Here is a 20,089-nt window from a genome sequence, read left to right on the forward strand (position 1 = left end):
GAAATGGCACGTGTGTGGATATCGTGCACCGAGCGAGGGCGCATCCGTCAGTCCAAGGGATCGGCGGATGCGCCCCGTTTGTGGGGATGCGACTTGGGCTGGGGGGTTCATGGGGCATGTCGAAATACCTGACACAGACATATCCGGGCACGTTGGACTGGCAGGTGCGCCACGACCACGCACCGCCGCGTCCAGGAACCGGAACGCCGCCCTGGAGCAGCTGTGGAGGACACCGACCGCGGAGCGCGCGCACATCGAGCGGCCCCGGGCCAGGAAACGGCCGGGACGACACCTGCCGCTGCTCCTCGCGGCCGACGCGCTCGGGCTGGGGGGACCGGCCTGGCTCGTCCAGGAAGCGGGTGACCAGCCCGCTCCGCTGATCACGGCGTCGCTGTCCGCACTGGCGTGGATCGTCGTGCGCGCGGCGCGAGGGAGGTACGCGCAGCGGCTGCCCGCTTCCACCGGGGGCGCGCCGGGAGCCGCCGGCGACTGGCTGCTCCTGCTGGGAGTGCTCGCCGTGCTGCTCACCGTGTCCGGTGAGCCGGTCGACCCGGAGATCGCGGTGGTGGCACTCGTGCCCGGCCTCGCGGTGACCCTCCTGGCCGCGTGGCTGGGACGGTGGCTGTCCTTCGCCCGGCGCCGGCTCGCGGTGCGCCGCGTGCTCGTGGTGGGCCAGGCTGCGGGCGTCGACCGGGCGGTGAATCTGCTCAACTCACGTAAGGACCACGTGTATGCGGTGGCCGCGGTGATACCCGTGGGCACCACCCCGCTGAGCTGCGAAGCTCCGGTTCCGGGCCGGCTCGCCACCACTCCGGCGGAGGACGACCTCTCCACCGTGCTGGGCGGGGCCTTCGCCCATGACGCCGATCTCGTCCTGGTGGCTCCCGGGCCCGAGCTCGCGGACGAGCGGCTGCGGCGGCTGTCGTGGGGGCTGCACGACAGCGGCGTGCCGCTGTGCGTGCTCTCGGAGGTGTCGGAGACGGCGGCGAGCCGGGTGCGGCTCTCCTCCGTTGCCGGACTGACCCTGCTGCACATAGCCCCGCCGCTGCGCAGCGGGCCGCAGCCGGTGCTCAAGACCCTGGTCGACCGGGCAGGAGCCGCGTTCGGCCTGGTGTCCCTGGCTCCGCTGCTGCTCGTGATAGCGATGGCCGTACGGCTCACCTCGCCCGGACCGGTGTTCCACCGCCAGACCCGCCACGGCCAGCACAGCCGGCCCTTCACCATGTGGAAGTTCCGCACCATGGTGGCGGACGCCGAGGTCCGCAAGGCGCAGCTGAGCGCGGCGAACGAGGCCGAAGGTCCGATGTTCAAGATGCGCAGCGACCCTCGGGTGACACGGGTGGGCCGGGCGCTGCGCCGGGCCTCGCTCGACGAACTCCCGCAGCTGATCAACGTGCTGAAGGGTGAGATGTCGCTCGTGGGGCCCCGCCCTCCGCTGCCGGAGGAGGTGTCCCGTTACGACGAGCGCGAGCACCGGCGGCTCGCGGTCAAGCCCGGACTGACCGGCCTGTGGCAGGTCAGCGGACGCTCGGACCTGTCCTGGCAGGAGACCGTCTCGCTCGACCTCTGGTACGTCGACAACTGGACGGTGGCCACGGACATGGGGCTCCTCGCTCGTACCGTGCGCGCCGTCACCGACGGCCGCGGGGCCTACTGACGTGGGCGGCGAACAGATGCGAGGAGCCCGTGCACGGCGTGGCCGCCGTCCCGCGCCCTCAGTCCTGCGGGGACCGCTGGCCGAGCCACCAGGCGTAGGTGCGCGCGATGCCCTCGCGCAGCGGGATCTGCGGCTTGAAACCGAGGGAGGCCAGCCGGGAGACGTCCAGGAGCTTGCGCGGGGTGCCGTCGGGCTTGCTCGTGTCCCAGGCGATGCGCCCCTGGTACTCCGTCACATCTCTGACGGTCTCGGCGAGTTCCCTGATCGTGAGGTCGTCGCCGCAGCCGATGTTCACGGGGTCCTCCCCGTCGTACGACTCCAGCAGCCGGACGCAGGCGGTGGCGAGATCGTCGACGTGCAGGAACTCGCGCCGAGGGCTGCCGGAGCCCCAGAGGGTCACCTCCGGAGCACCGTCCCGCTTCGCCTCGTGGAACCGGCGGATCAGGGCGGGCAGGACGTGCGAGGTCTCCAGGTCGAAGTTGTCACCGGGGCCGTAGAGGTTGGTGGGCATGGCGCTGATGTAGGCCGCGCCGTACTGCCGGCGGTAGGAACGGACCTGGGTGATGCCGGCGATCTTCGCCAGCGCGTAGGCCTCGTTCGTCGGCTCCAGCGGGCCGGTCAGGAGCGAGTCCTCACGGATGGGCTGCGGGGCGTGCTTGGGGTAGATGCAGGACGAGCCCAGGAAGAGCAGCCGCTCGGTGCCTGCGGCGTGCGCCCCGGCGATCACGCTGAGCTGGATGCGGAGGTTGTCCTCCAGGAACTGCACCGGATAGGTGCTGTTGGCCATGATTCCGCCCACCTTGGCGGCGGCCAGCACGACGACGTCCGGGCGGACGTCGCTCAGATACGCCTCGGTCGACGCGCTGTCGCGGAGATCGAGGAGGTCCCGGCCGCGGGTGAGCACCTCGTGGCCGTCGTCGGCGAGGCGGCGTACCAGCGCCGACCCGACCAGACCTCGGTGGCCCGCGACGAATATGCGGGAGCCGGGTCGTAGCAGGGGGCGGACGGATTCCTGGGGAGGGCCGGGGAGATCAGTCGTCATGGCTCGGATTCTGCCAGGAGCCGTGCGAGTCAGTGACCTTTACCGCAGAACACTCAAACTCTGAAATTTCGGTGAACGACCGCCTTCGGGCGGACAGAAGGGGGGGACCATGGCGAAGACCGCGCTCATCACAGGCGTGACCGGCCAGGACGGTTCGTATCTGGCGGAGCTGCTGCTGGAGAAGGGGTACACGGTCCACGGCCTGATACGCCGCTCGTCGAGCTTCAACACCGAGCGGATCGACCACATCTACCAGGGCCCGGAGGAGGCCGGACGCTCCTTCGTGCTCCATCACGCCGATCTCGCCGACGGTGTGGCACTGGTGAACCTGCTGCGCGACATCCAGCCCGACGAGGTCTACAACCTGGGTGCGCAGTCCCACGTCAGGGTCTCCTTCGACGCCCCGCTCTACACCGGTGACGTCACGGGTCTCGGTGCCATGCGGCTCCTGGAGGCCGTGCGTGCCAGCGGCATCGACGCCCGTGTCTACCAGGCGTCGTCGTCCGAGATGTTCGGCGCCAGCCCGCCGCCGCAGAACGAGCACACGCCGTTCCACCCGCGCAGCCCGTACAGCGTCGCGAAGGTGTACGCGTACTGGGCGACGGTCAACTACCGTGAGGCGTACGGGATGTTCGCCGTCAACGGCATCCTGTTCAACCACGAGTCCCCGCGCCGCGGCGAGACCTTCGTGACCCGGAAGATCACCCGTGGCGTGGCCCGGATCAGGGCCGGGCTCCAGGACCGGCTGCACCTCGGCAATCTCGACGCCGTACGGGACTGGGGGTACGCCCCCGAGTACGTGGACGCGATGTGGCGGATGCTCCAGCGCGACACCCCTGACGACTACGTCGTCGCCACGGGTGAGGGCGTCAGCGTCCGGCAGTTCCTGGAGTGCGCCTTCGAGCACGCCGGGCTCGACTGGCGTGAGCATGTGCGTTACGACCCCAAGTACGAGCGGCCCAGCGAGGTCGACGCGCTGATCGGGGACGCGTCCAAGGCCGAGGAACTCCTCGGCTGGAAGCCCTCGGTGAAGTCGCGGGAGCTGGCACAGATCATGGTCGACGCCGACATCCGCCGACTGGACGACCAGCTCAGCGGAGCAGCCGCCAGGACGCACCGATGAAGGGGCCGGGACGCCTCGGACGCAGCCGCTGCGGAGCTCTCGCCGCGGTGCTCGCCCTCGCCTCCGGTGTGCTGTCCGCCGCCGGGGCCGTCGCGCCCCCGGCCGCCGCACTGACACCGCCGGTCGGCTTCACCGCCGACCACCTGTCCACCTACCAGACCAACGGGATCGTCTGGGCGCTGGCCGAGGCGAACGGGGTCGTCTACGCGGGCGGCACGTTCTCCAACGTGCGCCCGGCCGGGGCGCCCGCCGGTACCGGCACCACGGCCGCCGTGAACTTCGCGGCACTCAACGCGGCCACCGGTGCGCCGACCGGCTGCTCGCTCTCCTTCACCCGCAGCAGCGGCACGGCGACCGTCCGCGCGCTCGCGGTCTCACCCGACAAGTCCACGCTGTACGCGGGGGGTTACTTCAGCGCGGTCAACGGCGCGAGCGCGAACGGCCTGGTGGCCATCGACACGGCGACCTGCCGGACCCGCCCCGGTTTCTCGCCCGACTTCAGCGCGACCGTGCGGGCACTCGACGTCGCTCCGAACGGCACGGTCTACGCGGGCGGTGACTTCCAGTCCGTCAACGGCCAGACCCGGCGCTTCTTCGGCGCGGTCACCGCCGCCGGGGCCCTCACCGCGTGGAACCCCGACGCGGACGCCCCGGGCCGTGCGCTGAAGGCCACCCCGGACGGGCAGAGCGCCCTGATCGGCGGGGACTTCTTCACCGTCGGCGGCGCCGACTCGCACGCGCTGGCAGTGACCAGCGCCACCACGGGCGCGCTCACCCGCGCCTACCCCGGCGGCTTCATCCCGTCGACCGCCGTCATCAAGGACATCGTCACCGACTCGGCGTCCGACGGCTGGTACGCGGCGGGCGAGGGCCGGGGCGGTGCGTCCTTCGACGGGCGCCTCGCCATGGAGCTCGACTCCTTCGACCAGCGCTGGCGGGACACCTGCCAGGGGGCGACCCAGGCCCTGCGGGTCTACAAGAGCGTCCTGTACGCGGGCAGCCACGTGCACGACTGCTCGACCATGGGCGGCTTCCCCAACCAGGCCCGCAAACACCTCACCGCGCAGTCCGTCGACGACCCGGCACTGCTGGGCTGGCTCCCGGACACCAACGACGGGATCGGCGAGCCGGTCGGTCCCAGGGCACTGACCGTCGCGTCGCGCGACGGCCGCGACTTCCTCTGGGTGGGCGGCGAGTTCACCACCGTCAACGGGGTCGGCCAGCAGGCCCTGACCCGGTTCGCCAACACTCCCGACACGGGTGCGCCCGCCGCGCCCGCGGTCAGTGTGTCCGCGCCGCGGGCGGGCCAGGTCAAGGTCAGCTGGCGCTCCTCCCACGATCTGGACGACAGCCTCCTCACCTACCGGGTCTACCGCAACGGCGGCGCGACCCCCGTGCACACCACGACCGGTTCCTCGCTCTTCTACAGCCGGCCGCAGCTGACGTACACCGACACGAACGTCGTGGCGGGACAGACGTACAGCTACCGGATCACGGCGAGCGACGGCACCAACACGAGCGGCCTGTCCGCCACCGCGTCCGTCACCGCCGCCTCCACCGCCTCCCCGTACCAGGAACGCGTGCTCGCGGACGGCGCCGGACTGTACTGGCGCTACGGCGAGGCGAGCGGAGCCTTCGCCGCCGATGCCTCGGCCGCCGACAACGGCGGGGTGTACATGAACACACCCACGTACCGCTCCACCCCCTCGGCCGTGGCCGGATCCCCCGCGCTCACGCTCAACGGGACCGACGAGTACGTGTACAGCGACCGGATGCACCGCCACACCTCACCCACCCCCTACTCCATCGAGACGTGGTTCCGCACGACCTCGACGAGCGGCGGTCAGCTCGTCGGGTACGGCAACCGGGTCGGCTTCGCCCAGGGCCACACCAGCAGCATCGCCGACAAGCTCGTCTATCTGACGAGCGACGGACGTCTCGCCTTCGGTGTCCAGATCGGCAGCAGCACCAGCCGGCCCACCATCACCACGGGTGCCTCGTACAACGACGGCGACTGGCACCACGTCGTCGCCACGCAGGGCCCGGCCGGGATGGTGCTGTACGTGGACGGGGTGGCCGTCGGCACCAACCCGGCCACCGGGAACCGCTCGTTCAACGGCTACTGGCGGGTCGGCGGTGACGCCATGAGCAACGCCTGGCCGAACCGCCCCGCGAGCACCTACCTCGCGGGTCAGATCGACGAGACGGCCGTCTATCCCGGCGCGCTGACCGCCGCCCAGGTGGCCGCCCACCACGACCTGGCGGACGCCACTCCCCCGCCGGGCGGCACCACCGTGACCCTCGCGCCGGCCGAGGACGCGTACGTCAACGGCGTCGCGGTGAACACCACGTACAACGACAGCCAGCTCGCCTCGCGCGGCAGTACGCCGTACCTGGCCTATCTGCGCTACTCCCTGCCCGCGGCCCCGCCCGGACAGGTACTCACCGGAGCCCGTATCGACTTCCGCACCTCGTCGGACGCGACGGCGGGCTCCACCGACAGCCACACCCTGGTGCCGGTCACCGGTGCCTGGACCGAGTCGGCGGTCACCTACAACACCCGGCCGGCGCTTTCCGCGTCCGTGCTGGGGACCATCACGGACGCGGCCTCGGTCTCCACCGACTACTCGGTGGAACTGAACGCGACCGCACTGGGCGGAGCGCTCGGCTCCGCCTACTCACTCGCCCTGACCAGCAGCGGGACGGACAGTCTGCGCATCTGGTCGAGCGAGGCATCATCCGCGGCCTACCGGCCGCAGCTCGTTCTCACCTTCGGAGCTGAATGATGAACGGAAGTACGGGGCAGAATTCCGGGGGGCCACGTGGCCGGGTGCGAGCCGCATCCGCCGCGCTGTGCCTCCTGGCCGGAGCCCTGACCGCCACCGCGGCGGGAGCCGCACCGGCTGCCGCGCTGACACCACCGGTGTCGATCACCGCGGACGATCTCACCACCTGGCAGACCAACGGCATCGTCTGGTCGATGGCCGCGACCGACGGGGTCGTCTACGCGGGAGGTACGTTCTCCACCCTCCGGCCGCCGGACGCGGCGGCCGGAACCGGCGAGCAGCCCGCGGTGAACTTCGCCGCGTTCGACGCCGGGACCGGCGCACCGACCGGGTGCGACCTGTCGTTCACCCTCGCCTCCGGAACAGCGACCGTCAGGGCGCTGGCCCTCTCCCCGGACGGCTCCACCCTGTACGCAGGCGGCCAGTTCGGCTCGGTCAACGGTGAGGGCGTCAGCAACATCGCCGCGATCGACACGGCGACCTGCACCCCGCGGCAGGACTTCAAGATCAGCGTCTCGGCGACCGTGCGGGCCCTGGCCGTCACCGACGACACCGTCTACCTGGGCGGTGACTTCAACAGCGTGGAGGGGCAGACCCGGAACAAGTTCGCGGCGGTCACCACCGGCGCCGACCTGCTGCCGTGGACCGCGAACGCGGACGAGGTGGCCCGGGCCGTCGAGGTGACGCCGGACGGGCAGCACGTCCTGCTCGGCGGTGACTTCTTCACGGTCAACGGCACGGCCTCGCACGCACTGGCCGTGGTGGACGCCACGACGGGCGCGCTCACCACGAGCTACCCGGGCTTCATCCCCAACACGTCCACGGTCCAGGACCTGACCACGGACGCCACCGGCTTCTACACCGCCAACGAGGGAACCGGAGGCGGCGTCTTCGACGGCCGCATCGCCCTCGACCTCGACGACTTCCAGCAGCGCTGGCGCGACACCTGCCTGGGTGCCACCCAGTCCGTCCTGGTCCACTCCGGAGTGCTGTACAGCGGCAGCCACGCCCATGACTGCTCCAGCATGGGCGCGTTCCCCGACCAGCCGCGCAAGCACCTCCTGGCCCAGTCCGTGGACGATCCGAAGCTGCTGCCGTGGTTCCCGGACACCAACGACGGCATCGGTGAGCCGGTCGGACCCCGGGTGATGTCCCAGACGGACAGCGGCGGCCGCCACTACCTGTGGGTCGGTGGTGAGTTCACCACCGTCAACGGCGCCGGCCAGCAGGGTCTGACCCGTTTCGCCGACGGCCCCGACACGGGTGCACCGTGGGTGCCCAACGTCAGTCTGTCGACCGTCACTCCGGGACAGATCGACGTCAACTGGCAGACGAGTTTCGACACCGACGACGGCGAGCTGACCTACCGGATCTACAAGGACGGGGCGAGCACCCCGATCCACACCACGACGGGCTACTCCGTCTTCTGGGACCGGCCGCAGCTGCGGTGGACCGACACCGACGTGGCACCGGGCGAGACCCACTCGTACCGGATCACGGCCGGTGACGGCATCAACACCAGCGCCAAGTCCCCGGCCCAGTCCGCGACCGTCGCGGCCACGGCCGAGGCGTATCCGGCGCGGGTGCTCAGTGACGGGGCCTCGCTGTACTGGCGCTACGACGAAGGGTCCTCGACCTTCGCCTCGGACACCGGCGCCGGTCTGGACAACGGCTTCCTTCGCAACGGGCCCGCCTACCAGCAGACCCCGGCCGCCGTCGCGGGCGCTTCGACCGCGATCGGTTTCGACGGGACCGCCGACTACGCCTACAGCAACGAGCGGCGCCCGGCGCCCGCCCGGTTCTCGGTGGAGACCTGGATCAAGACCACCACCACCAGGGGCGGGAAGATCATCGGCTTCGGCAACCGGGTGATGCAGAACAGCTCCTCGTACGACAAGCACGTGTACATGCGCAATGACGGGCGGCTGGTGTTCGGCGTCTACAGCGGCGGAACCAGGACGGTCACCTCGCTCGGTGCCTACAACGACGGCAACTGGCACCACGTCGTCGCCACCCAGGGCACCGGCGGCATGGCGCTGTACGTGGACGGGCAGCTGCGCGCGTCCAACTTCCTGTTCACCGGCAACGAGACCGGCCCGGGCTACTGGCGGGTCGGCGGGGACAACCTCGCCAGCTGGCCGAACCGTCCGACCAGCAATTTCTTCGCCGGGCAGCTCGACGAGACCGCCGTGTACCCGACCGCGCTGAGCTCTTCCCAGGTCAGCGCGCACTACGCCCTGAGGACGGGCTGATGAAGCATCCGTTCCTGGCCGGCGCCGCCGTCGTCGTACTGACGGCGGCGCTGGCCGCCTGCGGCTCGTCAGCCGAGGGGAACGGGCCGGAGGCCGCGGGTGCCACAGCATCCGCGGCCTCCGGGCCCCCCGTCGCCGGACCGTCGGCCGGGGCCCAGGAGGAGCCGGGCCCCGACGCGACCGCGAGCGAGACGAGCGAGGCGCCCAAGGTGCCCGCCGACCGGATCACCCCGGCCACCGGGTCGTTCACGAAGAAGCAGAAGGAGTTCCTGACCGACCGCGTGCCCCAGGGCATGGACCCGGCGGCGGTGCTCCAGACCGGACAGGAGACCTGCGACAAGCTCCGCTACCTCGTCAAGGTCGACCGCGACACAGCGGTCGGCTCCATCGTGACCGGAGAGATCCCCGACGCGAAGCCCGCCGTCGCCCATCTCTGCACCGAGCACCAGGAGTTGGTGGACGAGGCCGCGCTCGGCTACGCCGACGGCACCCACACGGGCAAGCGGCTCCGGGCGGGCGGCTACCGCTCGGCGGCCCCCACCAAGGACTGCACCTGGCAGACCGAGGACGGATCGGGCAAGACCCTCGACTCGGGCTCCTCCGACACCGGGAAGCCCACCCGGATCACCATCCCCCGTACGGCGCGCGCCTTTACCTCCACAGGCTGCTACGCCTGGCTGCCCGAAGGAGACAACGGTTGACTTCACCCCCCTCGTGAACGAGGGGGATTCCTCACTTCGCAGTGAGGGTTTCCTGCTTCGCAGCAAGTTGCCCCGTCCGGGAGGACTCCCGTTGAGGTCTTACACCCGCTCCACAGGCTGTAACCGCCAGTCCGGCGGCCAGAATGTTGCGCGCCGCGTTCACGTCGCGGTCATGCGTTGCACCGCAGCAGCACGTCCACTCGCGGACGTTCAGCGGCAGCTTGTCCCGGACGGTGCCACATGCGGAGCACATTTTGGTGGAGGGGAACCAGCGGTCGATGGTGACCAGGTTCCTGCCGTACCAGGTGCACTTGTACTCCAGCATGGAGCGCATGTCGGTCCAGGCCGCGTCCGAGATGGCGCGTGCCAGAGTCTTGTTCTTGACCATGCTGCGGACGGCCAGGTCCTCGATCACGATCGTTTGGTTCTCACGAACGAGCCGAGTGGTGAGCTGGTGCAGAAAATCCCGGCGCCGGTCAGCGATCCGGGCGTGGATCTTGGCAACCTTGACGCGGGCCTTGTCCCGGTTACGGGAGCCCTTCTCCTTCTTCGCCAAGGCACGCTGAGCCTTGGCGAAGCGTGCGCGGTCCCGGCGTTCATGCCGCGGGTTGGTGACCTTCTCCCCGGTGGACAGCGTCACGAGGCTGGTGACTCCGGCGTCGATCCCGACCGAAGTGTTCAGCGTCGGCAGGGACTTGACGGACGCATCCTCACACAGCATGGACACGAACCAGCGGCCCGCACTGTCCTGGGACACGGTCACCATAGACGGCTCCGCCCCCTCCGGGAGCGGCCGGGACCACACGATCGCGAGTGGGTTCTTCATCTTCGCGAGCATCAGCACACCGTCGCGGAAATTGAACGCCGACTTGGTGTACTCCGCAGAGCGGCGATTCTTCTTCGACTTGAACCGGGGATACTTCGCCCGGCCCTCGAAGAAGTTCGAGAACGCCCCTTGCAGATGTCTCAGCGTCTGCTGCAACGGAACCGAGGACACCTCGGACAGGAAGGCCAGGTCGTCGGTCTTCTTCCACTGAGTCAACATCGCCGAGGTGGCGTTGTAGTTCACCCGTTCCCGGCGCTGGAACCACGCCACAGTGCGGGCGTCGAGCGCCAGATTATAGACCTTGCGGACACACCCGAACGTGCGAGACAGCTCTGCTGCCTGCTCGTTCGTGGGGTGGAAGCGGTACTTGAACGCCCGCTTCACCAGCTCGGTCTTCATATCTCACAAGCTATCAGATTTGTTTGTAAGGACCGGACAGCCAGAACGGATACGCACCAGGTCTCCGCCGCTTCGCGGTGCCGGGCCAAGGATGCGTTTCCTCCCCGAGCCAAAGCACGGGGTATCCACGCAAGGAGTTTGGGATGAGCAAGCTGCCGATAGCGGTCGCGATCCCCACGAAGAACGAGGGCCTCAACATCGCCGAGGCGGTGAAGTCGGTGCTCGGCCACTTCGAGGCGGTCGTCGTGGTGGACTCACACAGCACGGACGACACGGCGAAGATCGCCGAGGAGTGCGGGGCGGAGGTCGTCACGTACACCTGGGACGGCGGTCATCCCCGCAAGAAGCAGTGGTGCCTGGACCACGTCCGCACCGACCTGGACTGGATCCTGCTGCTCGACGGCGACGAGCGGCTCAGCCCCGGGCTGCTCGCGGAGCTGCGGGAGATCTTCGCCGACCCGGCGGCCGAGAAGCCGGCGGCGTACGACATACCGCTGGGCTACTGGTTCTCCGGGAAGCGACTGCGACACGGGTACACCATCCGTAAGCGGTCCCTGACCGACCGGACCCGCTGCCACTACCCGGAGGTCGGTGACCTCGACGCCCCCGGGATCGGCGAGGTGGAGGGGCACTACCAGCCCGTCGCACCGACGAGTGGCGCACTGGTCAACCCGATCGAGCACCAGGACCTCGATCCCGTCACCGCCTGGTTCGAGCGGCACAACCGCTACTCGGACTGGGAGGCGTGGCTGGAGCACCACCCGGACGTCAAGGAGCAGGTGCGGAAGGTGAAGTCCCGACAGGGGCAGCTCTTCCACAAGGCGCCGTTCAAGCCCCTGGTGTCCTTCGCGTACATGTACGTCTACCGGCGGGGCTTCCTCGACGGCCGCGCGGGGCTCGACTTCGCGCTGGCGATGAGCTTCTACCGGTGGCAGATCGCTCTGAAGTCCCGTGAGGGAAAGACGGGTTGAGCTACCGGCGGCTCCGGCGGACCACATCCTCGTAGGTCCGCCGGAGGGTCCCCGTCACGGCCTCGATGGTGAAGTGGTCGTTGACCAGGCTCCAAGCGGCCTTTCCGGCCCGCTCGTTGGCCTCGGGCTCCAGCAGTTCGAGGATGGCCTGCGCGACCTTCCCGGCGTTGGCGGCGTCCTCGCCGGGCCGGCTGTCGACGACGCGTCCCGCGCCCGCCTCGGCCACGTCCGGGGCGAGACCGCAGGTGCGGGTGATGACCACGGGGGTGCCCACGGACATCGCTTCGAGCACGGAGACGCCCAACGGCTCCTCGATCGAGGGGAGCACGTACACGTCGGCCTCCCTTCCGGCGGCGAGCACCTCCTCGTGGCCGAGGGGGCCCACGTGGTCCAGGGAGTCCGTCACACCCAGCCTGCGGGCGAGCGCGAGGGTGCCGGGCAGCGCACCGGTGTCCGGGCCGGCCAGGACGAAGCGCGCGCCGGGGTGCTTCGCGAGCACGGCGGGCATCGCGGCGACGAAGTCCTCGGGGCGCTTGCGCTCCTGGATCCGGGCGAGGAAGAGCACGGTCGGGGGCCTGTCGGGGTCCCGGGCGGGCTTGTGCTCCTGCGGGCGGACACCGTTCACCAGCCGTACGGTCCGGGTGAGCGGGACCGGGGCGGCGACGGCGTTCACATCGAGCCGCTCCATCTCCGTGAGGTGCAGGACGGCGTCGGCGCCGCGCAGCACCTTGCGGACACCGAGCAGGTCGGTGAGCTGGGCGACGCGCTTCTCCGTCGGGTCGACCATGCCGTGCGTCTGGACGACCAGCGGTGTGCGGGTGGCCAGGGCGAGCAGGGCGGCGGGGAGTGTCACGAGGTCGCGCATCAGATGGACGTGTACGAGATCGGCACCCCGCATCATGCGGCGTGCGGCGAGCAGCAGCGCACCGGAGGCGATGCCGCTGACCTCGAACATGGGGAGCACATGACGGGCCTGGAAGAGATGGACGGGAACTCCCTCGACCTCGGTGGGGAGTTCACCGTCGAAGCCGTCGCCCAGAGCCATGATCCGGGCGTCGTCGCCGTGGGCGCGCTGCACCTTGGAGAGGTTGAGCGCGACTCTCGTCGGGCCTCCGAACGCGTGGTCCGGAGTGTGCAGCGTGACGACGTGCAGGATCTTCACCAGGGTCCCCCTCAACCTCGGCCGACTGTTCACAGACTAGCCATCGCATCCCCCCAAGTGCGTTGATTCGTTAAGGTGTTCCCAGGTCGGTCCACGGAGCGGGGAGCGCATGACGTCCGTGCAGGTCGAGTCCGTCGCGAAGCCCATGTCGTGGGCGATGCTCTCGCGGGCGCTCGCGGTTCCGATGATTCTCGGCCTGGTCTGCTTCCTTCCGGCGGTGATCGTCGCGCAGCCGGGCACCGGCGTCCGCGACACCGCGTTCTGGCTGCAGCTCGTCCTCACCTGCTACTCGGGGGCGCGGCTCGCCACGATGATCCTGTCCACCGGGCGAAGGCTGCTGCAGGGCGTCTTCTGGATGTTCGTCTACATCGCCATGGGTGTGGCACCGCTGGCCCAGGCGGTCATCGGGCAGACGCCGACCCCGATGGTCGGACCCCGGTCCGACCTGGTCACGGCGATCGCGCTGATCCTGCTGGGCTGCGCCGCCTTCGACCTCGGGGCCCTGCTGGCCGCTCGGCGGCCGCTGCGCCGGCGCCCGGGGGCGCGGGGCAGGGTGGGACCGACGGCGCACCAGGGCCGGCTCACCCTGCTGGTCGTGATCGCGTTCGTGGCCGGCGGGTACTACATCCTCAAGCTCGGCGGGCCTGCGATCTTCTTCAGCAGCCGGCAGGAGATCAGCGCTTCGGTGGCGGAGAGCGGAGTGGTGTCCACCGAGTCCAACGTGGGATCGGCGTTCCTGAAGGGCTTCGGCACCGTACCCGCGCTGATCGCGCTGCTCTTCTACACGCGCCGCCTGGCGACCTCGCGCAGGGCCCGGCGCTCGCCGTCGACGGTCCTGGTGTGGGTGGCGCTGGTGGCGCTGAACCTGATCGTGAACAACCCGATCTCCAACGCCCGTTACTGGTTCCTGACCGTGCTGGTCTCGCTGCTGTTCACCGCGTTCCCCAGCAGTGCGGCCATCTACCGTTCGGTCCTGGCCATGGGCGTCGTGGGAGCGCTGGTGCTGTTCCCGTACGCGGACCGGTTCCGGTACGACGCGGAGGGCTACAAGCCGCCCGCGGAGTCGGCGTCCGTCTTCGAACCGCTGGCCACCAAGGACTACGACCAGACGGTGATGTTCGCCAACACCATCTCCTGGGTCGACACCCGCGGGCACACCTACGGCCGCCAGCTGGCCGGCTCCGGGCTCTTCTTCGTACCGCGCGCGGTGTGGAGCGGGAAGCCGGAGGACACGGGGGTCCGGGTCGGCCAGTGGATGGGGATGCGGATGACCAACCTCTCCGCGCCGCTGTGGACCGAGCTCTGGGTCGACTTCGGTGCCGCGGGGATGGCCGGTGGGCTCGCGCTGGTCGGATACGCGGCCGCCCGTACGGACCGCAGGTTCGCGGTCGCGGTGACCAGAGCGGGGCCGGGACCCGGCAGTGTGCTGGCGATCACGGCGCCCCTCATCGCCGGATACACCTTCATCCTGCTGCGCGGTCCGCTGCTGCAGTCCGCCGGGAAGTTCGCCATCGCCGCTCTGTGCCTGCTGCTGGTGACCAGCTTCAGGAACCGGCACGGACAGCGCTCGCGCTGAGCTCCGCCTGCCCCACCGCTTCCCCGCCCCGCAGCAGCGCGACGCGCGTCCAGGTGGCGACCGCCTTGCAGACGGACCCCAGGCACAGGCCCCAGGCGGCACCGGTGATGCCGCCGAGGGCGTAGCCGACGGCCAGGAAGGCCACGGCGGCGAGTGAGAACACCACCTGGATGGACAGGGTCGTGCGCGGATCGAGCATCCGCAGGGCGAGCAGACCGCAGGTGCCGACGGCCATCGCCGCGTACTGACTGCCCGTCGCGGGCAGCAGTGCTGCGGCCGCGGGCCAGGTGTCGCCGAGCAGTTCGCGGCCCGCCGCGTCGGGCAGCAGCGCCAGTCCGGTCGCCCAGAGGGCGGCGGTCGCCGCCAGTACGGCGCCCAGCCCCGCCGCGGCCCGCACCTGCCGCCGCCGTGAGCCGAGGCGGCCGAGCAGCGGGGGGCCGAAGCTGGTGGCCGAGGTGTAGAGCACGTTCAGGGGCCCGAAGAGCGTGGTCGCGCCCCGGAGCGCCCCCACCACGAGAGGGTTGCCGACGGCGCCGAGGCCCAGCACGGACAGCTGGCTCGTCGCGTTGCCGACGCCGAACTCGACGGCGAACCGCCGGCCGAGGTGCCCCCGGCGGAACAGAGGGCGCACCTTCAGCGGCGCGCCCGCGGTCCGGCGGTGCAGCAGGACGGCGGAGAGCAGCAGCGCCGGCAGCGCGGAGAGCCCCCAGACAGCCACGAGGCGCGCCGCTCCGGCGCCGTACGGCTGCACGGCCAGCGCCCCCAGCACACCGGCCAGCCGCAGGACGTCGCAGATCAGGGCGAGGTGCGGCAGGCGCAATGTGGAGAAGGCGTAACGCATGGCGTCCTGGCCGAGGACGATCGGCAGGACGAGACCGAGCGCCGTCAGGGCGCGTGCCGTGTCCCCCGGGACGAACAGGCAGACGGCTGCCGCCGGCGCCCCGAGCGCCGTGGCGGCGAGCAGGGTGAAGGCGACGGCCGAGCGGCAGGCACTCCGGGTCCCGTCGTCCTCCCCGCGCCGCAGCACCAGCGGCTGCCCGGTGTAGGCGCCGGACGCGCCCAGCAGGACGGTGAAGACGAGGTAGACGGCGGAGAAGCGTGCGAAGTCGGCGACGGTGGAGAGCCGGGCCGCCGCCACCAGCACCAGGATGTTCGTGAGGGCCGTGACCCCCTGGTCCGCGACCGAGCAGACGATCGCGGTACGGGCCCTCACCGGCGCCCGGCGGAGGCGTCGAAGGCACGCAGACCGAGCGTCTCGGTGGGGTCGCCGGTGATCTCCGGTTCCTCCTGGGCATCCGTCCGGGCCGCCGGACCGCTGCGCCGTCTCGACGACTTCTTGCGGTCCCTGGAGCCGAGGCGCCCGCGGCCGGGGTGGAGGAGGACGCCGAGCACCGAGCCTCCGGACGCGCTGACGATCTCGCGGATGCGCTCCACGTCGCTGCGGTGCACCTCCCGGGGGTCGCAGACGATCATGACGCCCGCCACCCGGTCGACGAGGGCGACGGCGTCGGCGTAGGACAGGACGGGCGGTGCCAGCACGATGACGACCGTGCCCGGCCGGTCGGCCTCGGCGACGAGGCGGCCGACGGGGGCGGAGGTCAGCGCGCGGGGCACGTTGTCGACGCGCCTTCCCGCGACGAGGGTGAAGGCACCGGAGCCCGGCACGTCCACGTTGGAACGGCTGCCCGAGGGCCAGGTGCCGTCGTCGTCGGCGACCCAGCGGGGCGGCCGTGCCTCGTGCGCCGCCGAACCCAGTTCGCGGGCCAGCGACGGCGTACGCAGGTCGGCCTCGACGAGGAGGACGTCACGGCCCATCTCGGCGAAGGCGGCGGCCAGGTTCGCCGCGGCGCCTGCCGCGGCGGCGTTGTCTCCGCGCGGCGCGGTGACCAGCAGCCGGCGGGTCTCCGTGAACGCGGGGTCGTAGGCGAGGCGGAAGGCCACGGCCCGGTACTCCTCGGCGAGCCGGCTTCCGCTGCGCCCGATGGCCAGCAGGCTGTCCGCCGCGCCGCGCTCCCGGGGCAGGGTGCCGAGCAGCGGTGCACCGAGGGAGCGGACGAGCTCACGGGTGGAACGGACGGATGGGTCGAAGACGAGCCGTACCCAGGACAGGAGGAGCCCGAGGGCGAGGCCCACCACTCCTCCGAGGCCGAGCAGCATGGGGAGCCCCGCACCGGTGGGCTCCTCCGGGGCGACGGGCTTCTGGTTGAGGTAGCCGGGCGTCGTGTCCAGGGCTCGCAACTCGCTTATTTTCCGGCTGAGTTCGGAGATGGAGACGATGAGGTTGGCGCGCGCGCTGCTCACGTCGTCGGCCTCGCTCGCACCGACCTGGTCCTCCAGCAGGTCGCGCTTCTCCTCCAGCGGCTTCAGCTGGGCCCGGTAGCCCTCCGCCATGTTCTCGATGCTGTCCTCGGTGCGCTGCCTGCGGTGTTCCAGGTAGGCGTCGGCGAGCGCTTCGGCACGAGACCTGGCCTGCTCGGGGGTGTCGCCCGTGTAGGAGAAGCGCAGGGTCAGCGTGTTGGGCGGGTTGGTGACCTGGAGGCCGGCCAGCAGGTCGCCGGAGTCGACCGGGTCGGCGTCCTTGGCAAGCGCGCCGGCGGCCAGTTCGCCCACGGTGTCGCTGACCGCGGTCTGCCGTTCGGAGCCGATGTTGATGCCCTTGTCCGCCGACGCCCCGGTGGCGAACGGGTCGGCGGTGGCGGAGCGGACGAGGACCACGCCGGTTGCGGTGTACGTCTCCGAGCCGCTGAGCGCCAGGTAGCCGCCTCCGACGAGCCCCACGACGACGCCGACGGCGAGGAGCGCGCGGTAGCGCAGGAGCTGGCGGAACTGGTCGCGCAGCAGCGCCGGTTCGTCCTGTTCCTCAAGGGCACGGATCGGATGCGTCATCGCTGTGGTCTCCCTTGCGCTTTCCCGAGGACCTCGGTGAGCAGGGCGTCGAAGCGGGCGAGTCCCGCCTCGCGGCCCAGGTGGTGTGCGACGTACCGCGGGCCCTGGGCGCCCAGGGCCCCGGCCGCGGTGGCGTCCTCGGTGAGCTTGCGTACGGCCGCGACGAGTGCGGCGGGATCCTCGGGCGCGACCAGGACTCCGGCACCGGACCGGCGTACCTCGTCGGCGGTCCCGCCCTCGTCCGCGACGGAGGCGACGACGGGCCGTCCGGAGACGAAGTAGGAGGTCAGCTTGGAGGGCACGCTCATGTCGAGGACGGAGGCCCGCTGGGTCACCGCGAGGACGTCGGCCGCGGCGAGGACGTCCGTGAACTCGTCCGCGCCGGCCGGCGGCAGGAACTCGATGTTGGGCAGGTTCCCGGCGAGGGCGCGGAGCGTCTCGCGCTGGTTCCCGTCGCCCATCAGCACGACGCGGACGTCCGGGGCGAGCCTGGCGGTGTCGACGAGGACGTCGAGCCCTTGCTTGAGGCCCATGTTCCCGGAGTGCAGCAGGACGGGGGTGTGTTCGGGCCAGCCGAGCCGGGCGCGGGTGGCGGACCGGTCGGCGGACGGGGGCTCCACGTGCGTCCAGTTGGGGACGATGCGGATGCGGTCCGGGTCGACGCCGAGCGCGGTGACGCCGGGGACGAAGGTCTCGTGGATGACGCCGACGAGGGCCGCGTCCCGCAGGGCGTACCGCTCGGCCGACGCGGCGAGGGACGCGGCCCTGCCGCCGCCCCGTATGCCGCTCTGGGCGGCGGCGGCCCCCATCAGGTCCTGGACCACGGGTATGTACGGGACGCGGTGGCGGCGGGCGATGCGGGCGCCGATGACGCCGCCTGCGAGGCTCGGCATCTGGGCGATCACGGCGTCGGGGCGGCCGGGCGGCGGAGCGAGGAGCCCGTGCGCCAGCACCGTGGCCTCGAAAGCGCCTCGGCGCAGGGCCGTCTGCCGGGGCGGCACATAGTGTCTGCGGCGGTGGACCACGACTCCGGCACGGGTCTCGCGGGTCCGCCAGACTCCGCGGTAGCGCGGGTCGAGCCGCCAGGACGGATAGTGCGGCATGCCGGTGAGCACCTGGACCCCGGCTCCGGACGCGGCCCAGTGCTCGGCGAGCTGGGTGGCGTACGGCCCTATGCCCGTGAGCTCGGGCGCGTAGTTGGTCGAGACCACCAGCAGTCGGCGGTTCGCGAACGTTCGGTGATCTTCGGCAGCGGACATCGCTTCGGTCGCCTTCCCCCCGGGAACAGCCACTGCTCCCCCCATGGAACAGTCCCCGGGGGGAGCTTATCCGTTCACGGCCTGCACAAGTGTTCTTCACAGTAAGGTCGTTGGAGATCTACACCGATACCGATATTTCCGGGGGGAGACAGCGGATGGTGCACAGAGTCGGATATGCGCCGGGTGTGTACGACTTGTTCCATGTCGGACACCTGAACATCCTGCGGCACGCGCGCAGTCAGTGCGACTACCTGGTGGCCGGGGTCGTCTCTGACGAGATGGCGGCGCTCGCCAAGGGCCACAAGCCGGTGATACCCCTGCCCGAGCGGCTGGAGATCGTCCGGAGCGTACGTTTCGTGGACGCCGCGTTCGTCGAGACCGTGCCGGACAAGGTCGAGACCTGGCAGCAGGTGCGGTTCGACGTCATCTTCAAGGGTGACGACTGGCGGGGCACGGAGAAGGGGCTCCGGCTGGAGCGTGACTTCGCCGAAGTCGGCGTGGAGGTCGTCTACTTCCCGTACACCGTGCACACGTCGAGCACCCAGCTGCGCCGGGCGCTCGACGTGCTGGTCAGTCCACCCGGAGCGCTCTCAGCTCCCTGAACCACTTCGTCAGGAACGCCACGAGGAAGAGGGCGTGCACGGCGGCGAGTGCGGCGTACCCGGCGAGGAACGGTCCGGGTGCGCCGGACAGCAGGAAGACCAGGCAGAACACCCCGTAGTCCGCGGGGAGCAGCGCCACGGCCCGCACCCGGGAGACCGGGCCCGCGCCCCCGTCCGCCGGGGCGGGGCGGGCCGCGGCAGCCGCCTTGCCCAGCTGCTCGCGGAGCAGTCCGGCGCAGAAGGTGAGCACGGCGACGAACAGGAAGCCGAGCGGCAGCAACAGCCATACGTCCGACGGCAGTTCCGCGAACCGGTGGAACGAGACCAGTACGGCGGTGTGGACCAGGATCATCTTCGCGCAGTCGACCACGTGGTCGAGCCATTCGCCGTCCGGGCCGCCCTTCCCGGTGAGCCGGGCGAGCTGACCGTCGGCCGAGTCGAAGGCGAAACCGACGGCCAGGCCCGCGTAGACGGCCACGCCGAGCGCCCACGAGGGTTCTGCGAGCGCGACCGTCAGGATCGCGGCGAAGGTGAACGCCGCGCTGACCAGAGTGACTTGGTTGGGTGACAGCCCCACCCGGTAGGCCCCGGCGGCGAGCACCCGCCCTGCGGGCCGGTTCACGTGGCGCGAGTAGAGCGACACACCCTTGGCCGTCTTCTGTGCGCCGCGCAACTCGCGCAGCACCGTACCTGTGCTTCCCATACGCCCCCCAGCGTCCAGCGGTGTCCGCATCATGGCACGCCCGGATCCGCCCCGTGGGAGGAGTCCGACTTCGCGGGGGGCGGTCGTGACCGGGATCGCCACCGGCTCCCCGCTCACCCCGCGGGGCTCGGCGCGGTACGCGGC

General features: G+C 70.8%; 15 protein-coding genes. 8 read left to right on the forward strand and 7 right to left on the reverse strand.

Going from position 1 to position 20,089, the window contains the following annotated elements:
- Positions 1 to 109 precede the first annotated feature (109 nt).
- Positions 110 to 1,657 carry a sugar transferase gene (locus AB0C82_RS08920; RefSeq protein ID WP_362837863.1) on the forward strand — a complete coding sequence of 516 codons (1,548 nt, stop codon included), beginning with the start codon at positions 110 to 112 and terminating at the stop codon, positions 1,655 to 1,657.
- Positions 1,658 to 1,715: 58 nt separating this feature from the next.
- Here the strand turns inward: AB0C82_RS08920 and AB0C82_RS08925 are convergent, their stop codons facing one another.
- Entirely contained in the window at positions 1,716 to 2,699 is a 984-nt protein-coding gene (locus AB0C82_RS08925) for a GDP-L-fucose synthase (protein WP_362837865.1), read from the reverse strand.
- 109 nt (positions 2,700 to 2,808) lie between these two features.
- On the opposite strand from AB0C82_RS08925, the gene gmd reads away from it, so the two are divergent.
- The 4 genes from gmd to AB0C82_RS08945 are packed head-to-tail and all read left to right on the forward strand — an operon-like array spanning position 2,809 to position 9,561.
- Positions 2,809 to 3,822 carry a GDP-mannose 4,6-dehydratase gene (gmd, locus tag AB0C82_RS08930; protein ID WP_362837867.1) on the forward strand — a complete coding sequence of 338 codons (1,014 nt, stop codon included), beginning with the start codon at positions 2,809 to 2,811 and terminating at the stop codon, positions 3,820 to 3,822.
- Positions 3,819 to 6,608 (forward strand): LamG-like jellyroll fold domain-containing protein, encoded by a 2,790-nt coding sequence (locus AB0C82_RS08935; RefSeq protein WP_362837869.1) that lies wholly within the window; start codon positions 3,819 to 3,821, stop codon positions 6,606 to 6,608. The genes gmd and AB0C82_RS08935 overlap by 4 nt, the downstream gene beginning before the upstream one ends.
- Positions 6,605 to 8,860 carry a LamG domain-containing protein gene (locus AB0C82_RS08940; protein WP_362837871.1) on the forward strand — a complete coding sequence of 752 codons (2,256 nt, stop codon included), beginning with the start codon at positions 6,605 to 6,607 and terminating at the stop codon, positions 8,858 to 8,860. Before AB0C82_RS08935 ends, AB0C82_RS08940 begins: the two co-directional genes overlap by 4 nt.
- Positions 8,860 to 9,561, forward strand: coding sequence for a hypothetical protein (locus tag AB0C82_RS08945; protein WP_362837873.1), 702 nt, complete (start codon positions 8,860 to 8,862; stop codon positions 9,559 to 9,561). Before AB0C82_RS08940 ends, AB0C82_RS08945 begins: the two co-directional genes overlap by 1 nt.
- Before the next feature lie 31 nt (positions 9,562 to 9,592).
- Here the strand turns inward: AB0C82_RS08945 and AB0C82_RS08950 are convergent, their stop codons facing one another.
- Entirely contained in the window at positions 9,593 to 10,786 is a 1,194-nt protein-coding gene (locus AB0C82_RS08950; protein ID WP_362837875.1) for an RNA-guided endonuclease TnpB family protein, read from the reverse strand.
- 143 nt (positions 10,787 to 10,929) lie between these two features.
- On the opposite strand from AB0C82_RS08950, the gene AB0C82_RS08955 reads away from it, so the two are divergent.
- Positions 10,930 to 11,757, forward strand: a complete 828-nt coding sequence (locus tag AB0C82_RS08955) for a glycosyltransferase family 2 protein (protein ID WP_362837877.1) — start codon at positions 10,930 to 10,932, stop codon at positions 11,755 to 11,757.
- A gap of 1 nt (position 11,758) precedes the next feature.
- Here AB0C82_RS08955 and AB0C82_RS08960 read toward each other — a convergent pair whose 3' ends face one another.
- On the reverse strand, positions 11,759 to 12,919 hold the full coding sequence (locus AB0C82_RS08960; RefSeq protein ID WP_362837879.1) for a glycosyltransferase: 1,161 nt from the start codon (positions 12,917 to 12,919) through the stop codon (positions 11,759 to 11,761).
- Between the two features lie 109 nt (positions 12,920 to 13,028).
- Between AB0C82_RS08960 and AB0C82_RS08965 the strand changes: the two genes are divergently transcribed.
- A complete protein-coding gene (locus AB0C82_RS08965) occupies positions 13,029 to 14,495 on the forward strand; it encodes a hypothetical protein (RefSeq protein WP_362837881.1) in 1,467 nt (488 codons plus the stop codon).
- Here the strand turns inward: AB0C82_RS08965 and AB0C82_RS08970 are convergent.
- The 3 genes from AB0C82_RS08970 to AB0C82_RS08980 are packed head-to-tail and all read right to left on the reverse strand — an operon-like array spanning position 14,464 to position 18,640.
- Positions 14,464 to 15,708: a hypothetical protein gene (locus AB0C82_RS08970; RefSeq protein ID WP_362837883.1), complete on the reverse strand. Its 1,245-nt coding sequence runs from the start codon at positions 15,706 to 15,708 to the stop codon at positions 14,464 to 14,466. The genes AB0C82_RS08965 and AB0C82_RS08970 overlap by 32 nt on opposite strands.
- Positions 15,705 to 17,381 (reverse strand): lipopolysaccharide biosynthesis protein, encoded by a 1,677-nt coding sequence (locus tag AB0C82_RS08975; RefSeq protein WP_362837885.1) that lies wholly within the window; start codon positions 17,379 to 17,381, stop codon positions 15,705 to 15,707. The genes AB0C82_RS08970 and AB0C82_RS08975 overlap by 4 nt, the downstream gene beginning before the upstream one ends.
- Positions 17,378 to 18,640 (reverse strand): glycosyltransferase, encoded by a 1,263-nt coding sequence (locus tag AB0C82_RS08980; RefSeq protein WP_362837887.1) that lies wholly within the window; start codon positions 18,638 to 18,640, stop codon positions 17,378 to 17,380. The genes AB0C82_RS08975 and AB0C82_RS08980 overlap by 4 nt, the downstream gene beginning before the upstream one ends.
- 155 nt (positions 18,641 to 18,795) lie before the next feature.
- On the opposite strand from AB0C82_RS08980, the gene AB0C82_RS08985 reads away from it, so the two are divergent.
- The gene (locus AB0C82_RS08985; protein WP_185297793.1) at positions 18,796 to 19,242 is read left to right on the forward strand and encodes an adenylyltransferase/cytidyltransferase family protein; all 447 of its coding nucleotides are present in this window, start codon (positions 18,796 to 18,798) and stop codon (positions 19,240 to 19,242) included.
- Here AB0C82_RS08985 and AB0C82_RS08990 read toward each other — a convergent pair.
- Positions 19,211 to 19,945: a CDP-alcohol phosphatidyltransferase family protein gene (locus AB0C82_RS08990; protein WP_362837889.1), complete on the reverse strand. Its 735-nt coding sequence runs from the start codon at positions 19,943 to 19,945 to the stop codon at positions 19,211 to 19,213. The genes AB0C82_RS08985 and AB0C82_RS08990 overlap by 32 nt on opposite strands.
- Positions 19,946 to 20,089 lie beyond the last annotated feature (144 nt).

Origin of the sequence: Streptomyces sp. NPDC048560, assembly GCF_040650955.1 — a bacterium.
In the GTDB taxonomy this organism is placed as follows: domain Bacteria; phylum Actinomycetota; class Actinomycetes; order Streptomycetales; family Streptomycetaceae; genus Streptomyces.

Coding starts and splice junctions, on each gene's coding strand:
- AB0C82_RS08920 (WP_362837863.1), top strand. CDS start 110: ATGGGGCATGTCGAAATACCTGACACAGACATATCCGGGCACGTTGGA.
- AB0C82_RS08925 (WP_362837865.1), bottom strand. CDS start 2,699: ATGACGACTGATCTCCCCGGCCCTCCCCAGGAATCCGTCCGCCCCCTG.
- gmd (WP_362837867.1), top strand. CDS start 2,809: ATGGCGAAGACCGCGCTCATCACAGGCGTGACCGGCCAGGACGGTTCG.
- AB0C82_RS08935 (WP_362837869.1), top strand. CDS start 3,819: ATGAAGGGGCCGGGACGCCTCGGACGCAGCCGCTGCGGAGCTCTCGCC.
- AB0C82_RS08940 (WP_362837871.1), top strand. CDS start 6,605: ATGATGAACGGAAGTACGGGGCAGAATTCCGGGGGGCCACGTGGCCGG.
- AB0C82_RS08945 (WP_362837873.1), top strand. CDS start 8,860: ATGAAGCATCCGTTCCTGGCCGGCGCCGCCGTCGTCGTACTGACGGCG.
- AB0C82_RS08950 (WP_362837875.1), bottom strand. CDS start 10,786: ATGAAGACCGAGCTGGTGAAGCGGGCGTTCAAGTACCGCTTCCACCCC.
- AB0C82_RS08955 (WP_362837877.1), top strand. CDS start 10,930: ATGAGCAAGCTGCCGATAGCGGTCGCGATCCCCACGAAGAACGAGGGC.
- AB0C82_RS08965 (WP_362837881.1), top strand. CDS start 13,029: ATGACGTCCGTGCAGGTCGAGTCCGTCGCGAAGCCCATGTCGTGGGCG.
- AB0C82_RS08975 (WP_362837885.1), bottom strand. CDS start 17,381: ATGACGCATCCGATCCGTGCCCTTGAGGAACAGGACGAACCGGCGCTG.
- AB0C82_RS08980 (WP_362837887.1), bottom strand. CDS start 18,640: ATGTCCGCTGCCGAAGATCACCGAACGTTCGCGAACCGCCGACTGCTG.
- AB0C82_RS08985 (WP_185297793.1), top strand. CDS start 18,796: ATGGTGCACAGAGTCGGATATGCGCCGGGTGTGTACGACTTGTTCCAT.
- AB0C82_RS08990 (WP_362837889.1), bottom strand. CDS start 19,945: ATGGGAAGCACAGGTACGGTGCTGCGCGAGTTGCGCGGCGCACAGAAG.